Here is a 15978-nt window from a genome sequence, read left to right on the forward strand (position 1 = left end):
GGCGAAAGAGTCATTAATAACCTGTTGCGAAACCAACAGGCATTCTTAAAAGAAAGGAGGTAAAAATCATGTGCGATTTTGATCGCTATGAGAAATGGGATCATCGTTGATGTTGATCCTGACCGGACCAGAAAGTTAACCGGTATATAAATTAACTTTCATAAAAGGACACAGGCAGGCCAAATACCCTAAGGCGCCTGCCTGTGTCCTCCTTATTCTACCATAAAGGAGGCAGTGATGGACTTTAATGCCCATGGCGCCCTGGATCTGGATGAGCCGGATTTCTGGGCTTGCCAAAATTGCGGGACAAGAAATAAGAACATGAATCCGGTTTGGTGCTGTACCGGTTGTGGCGGGAGAAAACCAGCAGGATCAGCTAGTCCTCAAGCTCTTAGTGAGCCAGGAATAGCTGGTTGGGTTCACCAGTCTTGGGGGTTGAACTGGTTACGATTCTCAAGGCCATAGGAGGTTAAGATGTGTCACTACGAGCCGGATGGTCCCCAGCGAGTAACAAAGAAGGGTTGGGTCTGCGAGTTGTGCGGAACTCATAATCCAGATCCAGAAAAGATTGTTTGCTGGGCCTGCGCAGGCGAGTCAAAAAGGGCGGATAAAATTAAAAAGGATCGTCTGCTGCAGCAACGGCGGCGATCTTCAAAGGGGTTTTAAAACCCCCCTGGGGGGAGGGCAATGTTCCTCCCTCCAGTTTCAAAAAAACAGATTAGATACAAATAAATAATTTTGTATTAAAATAAAGATTATAATTATGTTTGAACAATATAAACAACTTTTACAAGAATTTATCCGTTTTAAGAGCATCTCTACTGATGCTAATTTTCAGTCAGAAATAAAGAAAGCGGTTGACTGGCTGAAAAATCTGTTTCAAGTTAATGGTTTTCAGGTCCAGGTTTTTGAAGGTTATGACAACCCAATTGTTTTGGCAAGTTATCAAGTTGACCCGAATTTAAAGACAGCTTTAATTTATGGCCATTATGATGTCCAGCCAGCAGAAAAAGCGGATGGTTGGAATTCTGAACCGTTTGAGCTAACTGAACGAGAAAATAGATTATTCGCCCGGGGCGCGATTGATAACAAGGGTCAGGTAATGGTTCATTTGGTCAATGCTTTTGAACAGATTAAAAACAAGACCCTAGGTTATAATCTGAAGTTTCTGATTGAAGGCAACGAAGAGACTGGTTCGGGCAAGATTGAAAAATTCATTCAAGATAATCAAGAGTTATTAAAAGCTAATTTTGTTCTTTTGTCTGATGGTGAGATTTCTGGCGGCCAGCCGAATTTAGAAGTCGGGTTTAGGGGCGGATTTAATTTAACCCTAACAGTCAAAACTGGCAAAGTGGATTTGCATTCCGGAATTTTTGGCAGCGCCGCGCCCAATGCTTTGCACGAGTTGTTCAGAATTTTAAACCAGATCTTTGACTGGCAAGAAAATAAAATTGTCATTCCGGAATTTTACGATTCAGTTGAACCGGTTGATGAAGAGATAAAGAAAAATAACCGGCAGATTCCTTTTAAGCAAAGCGAGTATGAGAAAATGACTGGTTGTAAAGCATTATTGTTGGAACAAGGCAATGATTTTTATACCCAAACTGGTTTAAGGCCGGCAATCGAGATTACTGGTTTAGTTGGCGGCTATGCTGGCGAAGGTTATAAAAACGCGATTCCTTATCAGGCCCAAGCTAAAATTAATTTTCGATTGACTGCAGAGCAAAAACCAGAAAAAGTTTTTGAGTTGTTTAAAAACTGGTTGGCAAAGATAATGCCTGAGTATCTTGATTTTGAGTTAGAACAAAGCAGTCCTTATGAAGGAGTTAAACTAGAGATTAATAATCAATATGTTGAAAAAGCCAAGCAAGTTTTAGAACAGGTCTGGCAAGATCAAGTGATCTTTAAGTATGTTGGCGGCGGCTTGCCAATTGTGACTTATTTCAATCAGATTCTGCAGATTCCTCAATTATTAGTGCCATTGGCAAGCGAAGACTGCGCGATGCACGGAGCCAATGAAAACTTTGATCTAGGTTATTGGCAAAAAGCAATGGCGTTTAGCGAGCAGTTTTTAAAAAGTAATCAATAAAAATTATGGCAGTGTTTCAAAACAAAATAGTTAAACAAATCTTAGAAAAATACCAAACTCTTTGGGCATTAACTCATTACCAAACTTTAGGCGGCTGGGACCTGAATACTTATATGCCTGAAGCTGGCGCTTCAGCCAGGGGCTTGGCAGAAGCGAAACTTTCTGTTTTAAGGCAGAAGCTGTTTTTAAACAAAGAGTTTGTCAGTTTAATCAAAGCATTAGAAAACGAAGCCAATCTTAATGATTATGAAAAAGCAGTTTTAAGGGTTTTGAGAAAAGCTTTGGACCATTATGAAAAACTGCCGCCAGAGTTTTTGGAAGAATGGAGTAAAGTCACTAATGAGGCTCATATTATCTGGAAAAACGCGAAAAAGAATAATGATTTTGTTTCTTTTGCTCCGTCTTTAGAAAAGATTGTTCAGCTTTGTCAGAGAAAGGCCGAATATCTGGGCTATCCTAAACATCCTTATGATGCGCTTTTAGATGATTATGAAGAGGGCTGGAAAACTTCTGAAGTAGAAGAGTATTTCAATTCTCTGCGCCAGTCATTAAAGGAACTTTTATCAAAGATTATGACTTGTCCAAGGTATCTGTCAGAACATCCGTTAGAAAAAGAACCATACTTAGAACAAGAGATGCGCCAACTAAATCAAAAAATTTTGAAGTTTCTCAATTATGATCCTAAGACTTTAAGGTTAGATATCTCAGTTCATCCATTTACCGAAACTATCTCATTAAAAGATGTCAGAATTACGACTTGGTATCATCAGCAAGATTTTGCCCGGAGTTTAATGGCGACAGTTCATGAGTTTGGTCATGCTCTTTACGAACTTCAATGTTTAGAGGAGTTAGAACACACCCCAGTTGCTGGTGGCGTTAGTTTAGGAGTACACGAGTCCCAGTCTCGGTTCTGGGAAAATTTAATTGCTCGAACACCAGAATTTATCTCTTTGTTTTACCAGGATTTTATTGGCCTGGGGCAAAACCTGGCTCAATACAGCGAAAAAGAGATAGCTCAGTATTTTAATCTGGTTAGGCCAAGTTTAATTAGAGTAGAAGCAGATGAGCTGACTTATCATTTTCATATTATGTTAAGATTTGAGATAGAAAAGGCTTTAATTGAGAATAAGCTTAAAGTTAAGGATTTGCCCGAAGTTTGGGAGGTTAAGTTTAAAGAATATTTAGGAATTGCGCCTAAAACCGATACTGAAGGCGTTTTGCAAGATATTCATTGGTCAATGGGGGCTCTGGGTTATTTTCCAACCTATTCTTTGGGGACGAGTTTGAGCGCGGTTTGGAAATCATTATTAGAAAGAGAGTTGGGTAGTCTTAATCAGTTAATTGGCTCTGTTGACGGAGTAAGTAAAATCCAGTTTTGGTTGAGACAAAATCTTCATCAATACGGCAGCACCTATGTTCTAAAAGATTTGTTAAGACAGCAAACTGGCAAGGAAGAATTAAGGATTCAGCCCTTACTTGATTATCTAACAGAGAAATACAGCGCAATTTATCAAATTTAAACATGAGACAAAAAATTAATTTTTTATCCGAGCTTAAATGGCGGGGATTGCTCTATCAGAAAACCGAAGGCGTGGAAAAGATTTTTGCTAAACCAGCAGTTTTTTATTGGGGGATTGATTTAACCGCAGACAGTTTGCACCTCGGACAGCTTTTAGGTTTGACAGTAATGAAGCGAGCGATTGAGTTTAGCCATCAGCCGATTATTTTAACCGCATCCGGCACGAGCATGATCGGCGATCCGTCAGGCAAAGAAAAAGAACGGCCAATTCTTTCTCGGCAAGAGATTGAAAAAAACAAAAAAGCAATCAAGAAGCAGATTGAAAAGATTCTTGAAGGAGAAAAGTTTGAGTTGCTGGACAATTATGATTGGTTAAGCAAAATCAATCTGCTTGAGTTTTTGCGCCAAGCGGGCAAATACATTACCCTGAACTCAATGCTTGATAAAGAATCAGTTAAGGCTCGGCTGGAACGCGAATCGGGCATTTCTTTTGCCGAGTTTTCTTACCAGCTTTTGCAAGCTTATGATTTTCTTTATTTGTTTGAGAAATACTATTGCCAAGCGCAGGTAGCTGGTTCAGACCAATGGGGCAATATGGTCCAAGGGATTGATTTAATTAGAAAAAAATTGGGGAAACAAGTTGGCGCGATTTCTTGGCCCTTGATTGAAGATCCTCAAACCGGTAAAAAATTCGGCAAATCCGCAGTCGGCAAGACTATCTGGTTGGATCCGAAAAAAACTCATCCGTTTGAGTTTTACCAGTTTTTTATTAATGTCAGCGACGAGTTAATTCCTCAATTGGTTCGTTACTATTCTTTTAAAACCAAACCGGAGATTGAGGCGGTGGAAAAACAATGGCAAAAGCAAAAAGAATCGCGCTTATTGCAAAAAGAATTAGCTTTTGAACTAACTGAATTGGTTCATAGTTTGAACATAGCCAAAAAGATTAAAAAAATTTCCGAGATTCTTTTTGAAAAAAGCCAAACCGAGTTAACTAAATCAGATCTGGAGTTTGTTAAAACTGCTTTGCCCTATTGGCAGATAAAAAAATCAGCTAAACTGGATTTAGCTGAAGCGGTTTTTGGATTAGGGTTAGTTGATTCTAAAAACGCGGCTAAACGTTTAGTTCAGCAAAACGGAGTTAAAGCCGAGTTGTTGTTTAAGAAGTTCTATTTATTTCGCAAAGGCAGAAAAGAATACGGTATTGTTGAGATAATCTAAAATTTTTAAACCCCCTTTGGTTAAAGGGGGTTTAAAAATTTGACTATAGATTTAAATCCTCGTCTTCCCAAAGCCCTTCTTCGTTTTCAACATCCTCTAAATCAGGTTCTTCAACCGGAAGATAATCTTCTTCTTCGTCAGGCTCGATCTCTTCTTCGGCTTCGTCATCAGTTTCAGTTTCTTCTAATTCCTCGCCCTCTTCATCTTCTTCTTGATTAAGAAGAATGGTTTGGGATTGCCATAAAATATCTGTTGCCATTCTAATTTTTTAATAATTAACATCTTATTTATCAGATATTTTTAAGTTGTCAAGACCGGAACTTTTTATCTCGCCGGCCAAGGCAATTGCCAAAGCGTCAATGGCGTCTTTTGAGTTTAAGTCTTTGTTTATACTGATGATTTTTTCCATCATCTTTCTGACGGACAGTTTATCTGCCCGACCATAACCGCAGACAATATTTTTTACTTCGGTTGGGCTAATTTCAATGACTCTTAATTTAGCAGTTTCGGCTTGGGACAGAAAAGCGCCTTTTAATTCGCTGACCGCTAAAGCTGAAGAGGTGTTTCTGCCAAAATAAACTTTTTCTATGGCTAATAATTTCGGTCGGTGTTTTTTGATTATTTTGACAAATTCTTTGGCGATTTCCGGCAGAGTCATTTTTTCCGGCTTAATTAAACCGGCGCTGATAAAAGAATAATTTTTGTCTTTTTTTTCAATCAAGCCAAAGCCGATTTTTTTTGTTCCCGGGTCAATCCCCAAAACGATCTCTTGTTTTCTCATAAAATTAATTGGCAAAACTAATCAAGATTGATATTGGTGTAAACTGACAAAACATCATCTCTTTCTTCTAACTCAACAACCAGATGTTCAATCTTTTCTTTAGCTTCGGGAGAGACGGTTTGGGGGTTTTCTGTTGAATAAATAATCTCTGTTTCAGCTGGAATCTGTCTTTTCTCCAGCAGCTCTCTTATTGAGCTAAGTTTGTTTTTTGGGCAAAGAATTGTTATCAGGTCATTTTCTAAGATGTCTTCAGCGCCAAGGTCAATAACCTCTAACTCCAACCCTTGATATTTTTGCCAAAGCTGTTTATCAACCTCAATTTTTACCATTTCTTTAAAGAGATAAAGAACTGAACCGCTTTCAGCCAAATTGCCGCCAGCATTGCTGATAATTTTTCTAATTTCGGCAATGGTTCGGTTTCGGTTGTCCGTGGCCGCTTTAATTAAAACGGCAATTCCTTCCGGGCCATAAGCTTCTAAGACCAGTTCTTCAAAAATCATGCCCGGAATCTGGCCCAGGCCCCGTTTGATTGCCCGGCTAATATTGTCTTGGGGCATATTAATCTCTTTGGCTTTGGCAATCGCGTCTCTTAAATAAGAGTTAGTTTTTGGATCCGGGTCATTGCCTTGTTTAGCCGCTAAAGCAATCAAATTAGAAACCCTAGAAAAGCCCTTTGATTTTTTCGCGTCTTGGGCGGTTTTTTTATGTTTGATATTGGCCCATTTTGAGTGTCCGGACATTTTGATTAAAGAATTAATTTTTTTCTTAATAAAACAAAAGCGCTGGTTAAACTTAAACCAATGCCCAGCCCGGAAAAAATCAGCCCGGCTAAGCTTAGTTTTGGCTTGAGTTTTGCCTTTGTTTCTGCTTGAAGATTATTATTTTCAAAGACAGCCGCCGGGATTAATTCTTGGGGAACAAAGTCTTCGGCGACCGCTTCAGGCAAAAAATAAATATTTTCTTGGCCCGGAGTAGGCTTAACGGTGAGCTTCCAGGCGCCGTTGTCAAGGCGGATAGCTGACCAGTTAATCGGCACCGGGCTGGAATATTTGACTTCAAAGACTTTTTTGTTTTCTGAATTAATTAATTGGATCGTTTCTTTATTTTTGTCTAACTGAATCAGCTCAATCACTAAATAAGCATTGGGCTTAACTGTTTTATCCAGAATAATTTCCTGCCCGGTTGAACCGACAATTATTTTCCATTGATTCAGGCTGATTTCTTTGTTGTCTTGGTTTTTTATTTCCAGCCATTGATGATTGTTTTTACCCGGATTGGCAAAGATCTCGTTGATGATTATTTTTGCCTTAGTGTCAGAGGAAGCAGGGGCAGTTGGTTTTGGGCTTGGTTTGGGCTGGGGGGCCGGGCTCGGAGAAACAATTAAAGACGGCGCCGGCGGCAGAATAATGTTCTCAACCGAATTTTCTTGACCCGGCGAACCAAATTCTCTTAGGCTTTCCCGGAAAATATTTTTGACATATTCAAGAGTTTTATTGTTGCCCGCAGCGCCTAAGTTGCTTGACCAAAAAGCTTGGTCAAGCAACTGGTTGTTGCCGGTTTTTAACTGGATAAAGCCGTAAAAGTTGTTTAAATCCATAATTGTGTCAATCACCGTGCCGGTAAAGTTAGGATAAGTTTTTAAAAAAGTTTCCGCATTGCTGGCTAAGATTAAAAATTCTCCTGGTTTGATAATCAGCGAGCCGAGCAAGGGCTTTTCTGCCAAGAAATGAGGGCCATTGCTGTCAATAAAGATCCAGGAGTTTTTTGCCCTGCCGCCAATAATTTCTATCTCTGTTTTGCCGTAATTAAAAAGCTCAACCCATTCTTGGCCAAGATCGTCTCCGCTTGGGTCATACATAATCTCATTGAATCTTAACTGAACCCCTGTTTCTTGGCCAAAGCTGATATGGGTTAAGCTAAGGAAGATAATCAAGCCGATAATAATTTTAAAATTGTTTTTTTGAATATTCATAAGCAAGTTTAGTTGCGATTCTGCCCCGGGCAGTTCTTTCAATCAGGCCTAATCTTAATAAATACGGCTCATAAACATTTTCTATGGTGTCTTTTTCTTCATTTAAAGCCGCGGCTAAGGTCTGAATTCCCACCGGGCCGCCGCGGTGCTTTTTAATAATTAGTTCAATTAATTTCCGGTCCATTGATTCCAAGCCAAAATTGTCAATGTCTAAAATTTTTAAAGATTGCTCAACCAGAGTTTTGTCAATTATTTGTTTGTTTTTCACCACTGCCAAGTCCCAGGTTCTTTTTAGCACTCGATTGGCAATTCTGGGCGTGGCCCGGCTGGCTTGGGCGAGCATTCTGATTGCTTCAGGGCTGATTTTGACTTCCAAGATTTTTGCCGACCGTTTGACTATTTGTTCCATCTCCGGTCCTTGGTAAAAATCCAGATGACTGATTGAGCCAAACCGGTTTCTTAACGGAGAGGAAATTAAGCTTGGTCGGGTTGTGGCGGCAATTAAAGTGAATCTGGGCAAATTTAATTCTAAAGACCGGGCTGAAACGCCTTTGCCAATCACTAAATGAAGTTGGCCTGATTCCATGGCCGGATAAAGCACTTCTTCGATCTGTTTGTTTAACCGATGGATTTCATCAATAAAAAATATTTCGCCATTTTCAAGATTGGTTAGAATCGCTGCCAAGTCGCCGACTTTTTTAATTGCCGGACCAGAGCTGACCGTGATTTTGCCCGAGAGCTGTTTGGCAACTAAATGGGCTAAGGTGGTTTTGCCGACACCAGATGGGCCATAAAATAGAATATGGTCACAGGTTTTGCTTTTCTTTTTTGCCGCTTCAATCATAATCTGAAGCGAATATTTGATTTTTTCCTGGCCGACAAAGTCCTGCCATTTTTTCGGCCTAAGGATTGAATCAAGAATTTTATCTTCCTCTAATTTTTTTGATTTCATATACTTATTTTACCTCATCACCCAAGGACTTGACAAATTTTAAGATTCTGTTAGAATTGCGTTTCTAAACAGCTCAAGGCAATCCCGCCCTCTAAACTTTTAGCTTAAAGGGCGGGGTTCAGGAGAATCTTTATCGGTACTTTGGCTCCGGCTAGGGTATTCGTGAAATATCTCTTTTAAAATAAAGAAATTTATTTTTTTGCCTTGAGCTGTTTGCCCAGTAGTGAATTTTGGACAAATTATTGCTTCTGAATAATTAACTTGAAAAAAACTGACTAAAAATCTTGTTAAACTTAAACAGATGATCGTTTCTAATAAACGCAATAATTGGAAGAATGCCCAAAATCTACTCCGGGGTTTTTTAATTTAAGGAAGCCTCGCTTCGTTAGATTTTACTTTACTACTTTATACTTTATATTTCTACCGGAACGGCCCAACCATTTTTTCCAGCTCGTTAAAATCTGTGATTCCTTGTAGAATCTTGATTAAGCCGTCAGCCATCATCGGAATTGAGCCGGATTTTTTTGCCAGTTCTTTAATGGCAATCTCATCCGGATTGGCGTGAATCAAAGTCTGCATCTGGTCATCAACAACAACCATCTCAAAGATGCCGATTCTGCCTTTGTAGCCCTTATTGCCGCAAGCCGGACAGCCCTGGGGCTCAAAAATTTGATCAACTTGGAAAAGTTCGTCAAGATTTTTTAACAAAGCCGCTTCTTGGTTTAAGAACTCTCTAATTTTGTTTTTTAGTTCTGGTTTAAGCTGAACCGGTTTTTTGCATTTTGGGCAAAGCCGTCTGACTAATCTCTGGGCAATGATTAAGTTTAAAGCCGCAGAGATGATTTCCGGCTTGACCTTAAAGTCTAAAAGCCGGGGGATCGCGCCAGCGGCATTATTGGTATGGAGGGTGGAAAAAACCAAATGACCGGTTAGCGAGGCATGCATGGCAATCTCGCCGGTTTCCTGGTCTCGGATCTCGCCAACAAGAAGCACATCAGGGTCCTGGCGCAAGATAGCGCGCAAGCCGGAAGCAAAAGTATAGCCGGCTTTGCTGTCAACTTGAGTTTGTTCAATCGCTGGAATCCGGTACTCAATCGGGTCTTCTAAAGTAATCACTTTGTTCTCTGTGGTAGCAACTCTTTTCAAGCAGGCGTAAAGCGTAGTAGTTTTACCTGAACCAGTTGGACCGGTAACCAAAATTAAGCCGTTTGGCTTTTTTATTTCTCTTTCTAAAATTTCTTTGTCTTCTAAGCGCAGACCGAGATCTTCCAATTGGAGCCCGATTGTTTTCGGGTTGAGGAATCGCATTACCAAATTTTCTCCTTCTGGCCCGGGGATGGTAGAAAACCTGACTTCAATCGGGGTTTTATCTAACTGAATAGTAAATCGGCCGTCTTGGGGGAGATTGCGAACATTTAAGTTTACCTGGCTTAAAAGCTTTAACCGGTCAGAGATTTTGACGCTAAGGGAACTCGGTAATTTAGCAATTAAATAGAGGATGCCATCAATTCGGTAGCGGAGTTCGGTTTCAGCTCCTTTTTTGGGTTCAATATGCAGGTCAGAGGCGTCGCTGTATAAAGCATAAGCCAAGACCCAAGCCAAGATCTCGGAAACATCAAAATCTTCAGAAAAATACGAACCGAGAAGATTTACCGGATCTTTAGCCTGTTTAAAAGCGTCAATAAACTTTTTGGTTAAGGAAACCGTGCCGACGATTGCTTCTCTGGTTTTAGGGATTAGCTGATAGTTTTCTAAGTACCGAGAAAGACTGATTGGCGAAATAACAAAAATCTTAACCTTGCCAAATTTTTCTATTTCTTTGATTAAGTCCTGAACCTGTTTATTCTCCGGATCCACGGCCGCCAAGCTGAATTCCCGGATTTTTTTGTCAAAAACCAAAGCTTTAATCTGCTTAGCTTTTTGGAGCGGAATAATCTTTAAAGCCTCGGTATTAATCGGCGCGTCTTTTAGATTGAGATACTCAAGCTTTAACTGTTCTGCTTTTTTCTGGGCCGCGTCTTCAGCTCGGGCCTGTTCAAGACGGGAGATATAATCTGCCATATTGAAAACATTATATCAGATAATTATTTTAGTGTGTTAAAATGGATTTATGCCAAGCTTAAGTTTTATTTCTCTTTCTCCAAGGCAGACAAAAAAGCTGGCCGGTTTGTTTTTGAATCAAAAACTGCCTCAAGGGCCATTGGTTTTTGCCTTGTCCGGACCGTTAGGCGCAGGCAAAACGAACTTTATCCAGGGTTTAGCTAAGGCGTTGGGGATTAAAGAAAGCATTAATAGCCCGAGTTTTGTGGTAATGAAATCTTTTCCAATCTCAAACAATTCGCAATTAGCTATAAGCCATAAGCGTTTCTTGTGGCATATTGATTGCTGGCGATTAAACCAAAAAGATTTAGAAGAACTTGGCTTGAAAGAAATTTTAGCGAATTCGGAGAACATTGTTTGTTTGGAATGGGCAGAAAAGGTGAAAAAAATTCTACCAAAAGGAACAATCCGGATAAACTTAGAACATAAAGCAAAGAATCAAAGAAGAATCTCAATCAGGCGGTTTTAATTTCCAGATGTTTATAACTCTGTTTTATTGGCAAATTTGTATTAATTAGTATATTGGTAGGTATTTATGAAGATTGTTCTTATTGACACTTTTGCCTTGATTCATCGGGCTTACCATGCTTTGCCTGATTTTAGAACCAAGGCAGGCGAGCCCAGCGGCGCGGTTTACGGATTTTGTTCAATGTTTTTAAAGATGGTTCAGGAGCTTCAGCCGGACGGAGTTGTGGCCGCGTTTGACCTGCCCGGAAAAACTTTCCGTCATCAGCTTTTTTCTGATTACCAGAGCCATCGGCCGGAGAAAAAACCGGATTTTAAAGTCCAGATTGAGAAAATAAAAGAATTCCTATCTTTAACTGAAATACCGGTTGTTTCTAAGCCGGGTTATGAAGGTGATGATATTATTGGTTCGCTTGCCGGCATTTTCGGAAAAGACAAAAATAAAGAGATTATTATTTTGACCGGAGACAATGATAGTCTTCAGTTGGTTAAGCCAAGAGTTAAGGTGCTGACTTTGAAAAAAGGCATCACCGAAACAGTTGTTTATGATGAAAAAGCGGTTTTTGAAAAGTTTGGTTTTGAACCAAAACTAATTCCCGATTACAAAGCTCTGGCTGGCGACAGCTCGGATAATATTCCCGGGGTTCCCGGCATTGGCCCGAAAACCGCAACCCAGCTGATTCGGGAATTCAGCGGAATTGAAAATTTGATTAAAGCGGCCAAGCAAAACAAGTTAAAACCGATTTTAACAGAAAAAATTCTAAACAATGCGGAGCAGTTAAGGTTGGCAAAAGATCTGGCGACAATTAGGACAGATTTAGAGATTAAGCCCGATAGTTTTAGTTTTAATCCCAAAGCGCTTTATTCAGAATCAGCGCTTTCTTTTTTCAAGAAGATGGGTTTTGTTTCTTTACTTAAAAGAATCAGAGATAGTTTTGGGATTGATTCTTTGGATTTTACCAGCCAAACAAAACAGCCAAGTTCGGATTTGGCTGAAGCAGATTTTGATTCAGTTTTAAAGGCAATAAAAAACCAAAAACGGGCTTTTATTGTTTTCGGAGGCAAATCAGAATCAACGATTTCTGATGGCAGCAGCTTTAGTTTTGTTAAAAACGCCGAACTGAAAGAAATCTTAACTGATAAAGATTTAGAAAAAATTGTTTTTGACTTGAAATCAGAATTAAGAAACCAAAATAATCAAAAATTAATTGAAATTTTAACCGGAAACAAGATTTGGGACATCAAAATAATCAGCTGGCTGGTTGACCCGGAATTCAAGAGCTATCAGATAGAAAGATTGGCCCGCCGCTTTCTTGGTCTAAGCTGGCAAGAGAAAGAAATTAACCCAAAAGAAAAAATGACTTTTGAGATTAATTCTTTGGTTAAACTCTTTGAAAAACTGATTGAAGTTTTAAGGAGAGAAAATTTAGAGAAGCTCTATCTGGAGATTGAGATGCCTTTAATTTTGGTTCTATCAAAAATGGAGAAAAACGGGATTTTACTTGATCAAAAAGCTCTGGAAAAAACAGAAAAAATTTTTCAGTTTAAATTGGCAGATTTGGAAAAACAAATTTTTCAATTGACAGATAAAAGCTTTAATCTTAATTCCCCCAAAGAGCTGTCCGGAGTTTTATATGATAAGTTGGGCTTGCCGGTCGGCAAAATCAAAAAACTCAAAAGCGGTTATTACTCAACCGACTCGGAAACTTTGGAAAAATTAAAAAGCCAGCACCGAATAATTAATTTAATTCTTGACTGGCGGGAGATTGCCAAACTTCAGAATACTTATGTTAAGGCCTTGCCCAAATTTATTGATAAAAAAGATCAAAAAATCCACACGATTTTTTTACAAACCGGCACCGCCACCGGTAGATTGGCTTCAGAATCGCCGAATCTGCAGAATATTCCCAAACATGTTGAGTTGGCCCAAGAAATCAGAAAGCTGTTTGTCAGTTCAAAAGGATTTAGCTTGGCTTCGTTTGATTATTCCCAGATTGAGTTAAGATTAGCCGCGAATTTGTCTGGCGACGAGATTTTAAAAAAAGCTTTTTCGTCCGGCCAAGACATCCATAAATTGACCGCGGCTTTGGTTTGGGATATCCCTTTAGAAAAAGTCAGCTCTTTAGACAGATTTCGCGCCAAAGCATTGAATTTTGGAGTTTTATACGGAATGGGAGCCAGAGCTTTAAGCCAGACAGCCAAAGTTAGCCAAACCGAAGCAAAAGAGTTTATTAAAAACTATTTTGATAACTTTGCCGGCCTGAAAAAATATATTGATGAAACTTTGGATTTTCTAAAAGCTAATGGCTATGTCCAGACCCGGTTTGGCAGGAAAAGGCATTTTCCCGAGTTTTTTTCCGGCAAAATCCAGCTGGTTGGCCAGGCAGAGAGAATGGCTTTGAATTTGACGATTCAGGGCTTGGCCGCAGATATTATTAAAAAGGCAATGATTAAAATTGATCAAGAGCTGGCGGAGAATCAGCTCAATAATCAGGTTAGAATGATTTTGCAGATTCATGATGAATTGTTGTTTGAGATAAAAGATGAGATAATTGATAAAGCTTCGGTTCAGATAAAAAAGATTATGGAGCAGGTCTATCCGGCCGAGGTACCCTTAAAAGTTCAGTTTAACCAAGGAAAAAACTGGGCCGAGATTGATTAATTATAATTTGATGAATAAGCTGCTGCGATTTTTAAAACTAAAAGAGATGAGGTTAGCCAAGTTTTTTTTGGTGATTTTTTTGATTCAAGTGGCAATCGCTTTTACCTGGCTGCCGCTTTGGGTTGGGCTAATCGCAACCGCAGTTTCGTTGGTTTTCTTAATCTGGTTAAGCTTCAACGCTTTTGGCTTGGCAAAAACCAATTTTGCTCTGCGCTTGGAGAAAAATCAGAACCACGCGATTATTAACAGTTTATCAGAAGGAGTGATTGCTTATGACCAAGATTTTAAGATCTGGTCAATGAATGACGGCGCCGAGATAATCTGCGGGATAAGAAGAGAAGAAGTTTTAGACAAAAAAGTCACGCCTGAATGGGCCGGTAATGATAAATTGAAAATTTTGGCCGCGGTGGTTTTTCCATCGCTGGCGCCGGTAGTAGTGAAAAAAACCGTTGCTACTTATCCTCAAGTGGTGGATATTTCTTTAACTGAACCAAGAGAACTGCACTTAGAAGTCACGACCAACCAGATCTTTGACGAGAGCAAAAATCTTTTAGGCTTTGTCAAGATTATTCGCGACCGGTCTCGGGAAATTCAGCTTTTAAAAACTAAATCAGAGTTCATTACCATTGCTGCTCATCAGTTAAGAACGCCGCTGTCAGGAATCCACTGGGCAGCCGAATCTTTGGCAAACGAGGAGCTAGGACCCTTGACCGAAGAGCAAAAAGCTTTAGTCAGCCAGAGCTTAGAAACAATTGAAAAGCTGATTAAGATGGTTGATGACCTTTTGGATGTTTCCAAGATTGAGGAAGGCAAATTTGGTTATCAGATGGAAAAAGCGGATTTGGTTGCTCTAGCCCAAGAGATTTTGGGAACTTATAAAGAGATTGCTGAAAAATATAAAGTCAAGTTGGCTTTTTACAAGCCAGAAGCGGCTTTGCCTTTGATTAAAATGGATAAAGCCAAAATTATGATGGTGGTTCAGAACTTAGTTGATAATGCGATTAAATATAATGTGGAGAACGGCGAGGTTAAGGTCAGAGTTGAACAATTAAAAGACAAGCCGTATGTTCAAGTTTCAGTTGAGGATACCGGCATTGGCATTCCGGCCCAGGATTTGCCGAGATTGTTTACCAAGTTTTTCCGGTCGGAAAACACCTTGAAAAAAGAAACCGAGGGCTCGGGCCTGGGTTTGTTTATCGTTAAAAACATTATTAAACGTCATGGCGGCGATATCTGGGTTAACTCAATTGAAAAACGAGGCTCAACCTTTAGCTTTGTCTTGCCCATAGACGAATCTTTAATTCCGCCAGTTGAGATCGGAAGCGAAGAGTTTTAAATTAGATTAGAAGAGACAGGATATGTTTAATCTTAATAGAAACTTTGAAAAACCCGATAGTTTGGAGGGGGAACAATCTGATACTAAAGCTTCATCTGTAGAAGACAGAATTGAACCTGTAAGCGAATCTGAAAGGAAAAGGATTGAAGAAATTGCTAATAGTGCTAAGAAAGCATTAAAAGAGAAAGATTTCATTGAGATTAAGAGCAAGATTAAAGATTTTTTTGATCTTATAGATAGACGACTAGGAGAAGAGCTGGTTGGTAAAGTAATGGGCTATATTAACAATGGCATTAGTCTTGAAGAGCTTGAGAAAAGCGGAGAGAGTATATACAAATTGGCACACGGTTTATCCAATTTTATTATGGAACTATCTCATTATTATGAGAGAGACTTATATTTCTTTTTCCGCAGTAAAAATCGAGAGTATTGGTTAGTACCTAATGAAGAAGAAATTAGGAACGGACTTGTTGAGAAGCGAGAGATTCTTGAAAAGATATCGCATTTTTTTGGTGAACTATTAAGATTTTTGGACAAAGAAACCGAAGGAAATCCCGAACTTAGAAAATTTAAAGATTTATATCAGTCTTGGAACAATTATAACACTAACATTTACGTACTAATCAATCAAATGAATAGAGTTGGTTTTATTCCTGTTGACGAAAGTGAAAGCTAAATACAATTTCTCAAGACAAGATTGAAGAGCTGATTATATTACATAATTTAAATGATATTACCAGAATCCCTGAAGGAGTTTTTCCAAGACCAAAAAGCCCGCTATGGCGAGCTTTTTTGGTTTGAAATCCAAGAGCAGGAAAACGGCAGAGCAAAGCTGATTTTAATGCTGGAAAAATTAGCTGAAAGGGTAAGGGAGATTTTGA

General features: G+C 39.2%; 13 protein-coding genes. 7 read left to right on the top strand and 6 right to left on the bottom strand.

Annotated elements, in window-relative coordinates; translation table 11 throughout:
* Window positions 1-763 precede the first annotated feature (763 nt).
* From AB1721_02965 to tyrS, 3 genes are read left to right on the top strand one after another with little or no spacing between them, the layout of a single operon-like run.
* A complete protein-coding gene (locus AB1721_02965; protein ID MEW5805654.1) occupies window positions 764-2089 on the top strand; it encodes a M20/M25/M40 family metallo-hydrolase in 1326 nt (441 codons plus the stop codon).
* 5 nt (window positions 2090-2094) lie between these two features.
* Window positions 2095-3609, top strand: a complete 1515-nt coding sequence (locus tag AB1721_02970) for a carboxypeptidase M32 (GenBank protein ID MEW5805655.1) — start codon at window positions 2095-2097, stop codon at window positions 3607-3609.
* 2 nt (window positions 3610-3611) lie between these two features.
* Complete coding sequence (gene tyrS / locus AB1721_02975; GenBank protein MEW5805656.1) at window positions 3612-4829, top strand: tyrosine--tRNA ligase; 1218 nt, start codon at window positions 3612-3614, stop codon at window positions 4827-4829.
* A gap of 43 nt (window positions 4830-4872) precedes the next feature.
* Here tyrS and AB1721_02980 read toward each other — a convergent pair whose 3' ends face one another.
* From AB1721_02980 to AB1721_03005, 6 genes are all read right to left on the bottom strand, one after another.
* Window positions 4873-5088, bottom strand: a complete 216-nt coding sequence (locus AB1721_02980) for a hypothetical protein (GenBank protein ID MEW5805657.1) — start codon at window positions 5086-5088, stop codon at window positions 4873-4875.
* Between the two features lie 24 nt (window positions 5089-5112).
* The gene (gene ruvC, locus AB1721_02985; protein MEW5805658.1) at window positions 5113-5610 is read right to left on the bottom strand and encodes a crossover junction endodeoxyribonuclease RuvC; all 498 of its coding nucleotides are present in this window, start codon (window positions 5608-5610) and stop codon (window positions 5113-5115) included.
* 17 nt (window positions 5611-5627) lie between these two features.
* On the bottom strand, window positions 5628-6350 hold the full coding sequence (locus AB1721_02990; protein ID MEW5805659.1) for a YebC/PmpR family DNA-binding transcriptional regulator: 723 nt from the start codon (window positions 6348-6350) through the stop codon (window positions 5628-5630).
* Window positions 6351-6355: 5 nt separating this feature from the next.
* Window positions 6356-7582, bottom strand: coding sequence for a lamin tail domain-containing protein (locus AB1721_02995; protein MEW5805660.1), 1227 nt, complete (start codon window positions 7580-7582; stop codon window positions 6356-6358).
* A complete protein-coding gene (gene ruvB / locus AB1721_03000; GenBank protein MEW5805661.1) occupies window positions 7557-8534 on the bottom strand; it encodes a Holliday junction branch migration DNA helicase RuvB in 978 nt (325 codons plus the stop codon). Before ruvB ends, AB1721_02995 begins: the two co-directional genes overlap by 26 nt.
* Before the next feature lie 420 nt (window positions 8535-8954).
* The gene (locus AB1721_03005) at window positions 8955-10595 is read right to left on the bottom strand and encodes a GspE/PulE family protein (GenBank protein ID MEW5805662.1); all 1641 of its coding nucleotides are present in this window, start codon (window positions 10593-10595) and stop codon (window positions 8955-8957) included.
* Window positions 10596-10644: 49 nt separating this feature from the next.
* Between AB1721_03005 and tsaE the strand changes: the two genes are divergently transcribed.
* From tsaE to AB1721_03025, 4 genes are all read left to right on the top strand, one after another.
* Window positions 10645-11103 carry a tRNA (adenosine(37)-N6)-threonylcarbamoyltransferase complex ATPase subunit type 1 TsaE gene (gene tsaE / locus AB1721_03010; GenBank protein ID MEW5805663.1) on the top strand — a complete coding sequence of 153 codons (459 nt, stop codon included), beginning with the start codon at window positions 10645-10647 and terminating at the stop codon, window positions 11101-11103.
* 66 nt (window positions 11104-11169) lie between these two features.
* Complete coding sequence (gene polA / locus AB1721_03015) at window positions 11170-13761, top strand: DNA polymerase I (protein MEW5805664.1); 2592 nt, start codon at window positions 11170-11172, stop codon at window positions 13759-13761.
* Window positions 13762-13771: 10 nt separating this feature from the next.
* The gene (locus AB1721_03020) at window positions 13772-15097 is read left to right on the top strand and encodes an ATP-binding protein (GenBank protein ID MEW5805665.1); all 1326 of its coding nucleotides are present in this window, start codon (window positions 13772-13774) and stop codon (window positions 15095-15097) included.
* A gap of 22 nt (window positions 15098-15119) precedes the next feature.
* Window positions 15120-15773 carry a hypothetical protein gene (locus AB1721_03025; GenBank protein ID MEW5805666.1) on the top strand — a complete coding sequence of 218 codons (654 nt, stop codon included), beginning with the start codon at window positions 15120-15122 and terminating at the stop codon, window positions 15771-15773.
* The last annotated feature ends 205 nt before the right edge of the window (window positions 15774-15978 follow it).

The organism is Patescibacteria group bacterium (assembly GCA_040753135.1).
Lineage (GTDB): Bacteria > Patescibacteriota > Minisyncoccia > UBA6257 > Brennerbacteraceae > JBFMGR01.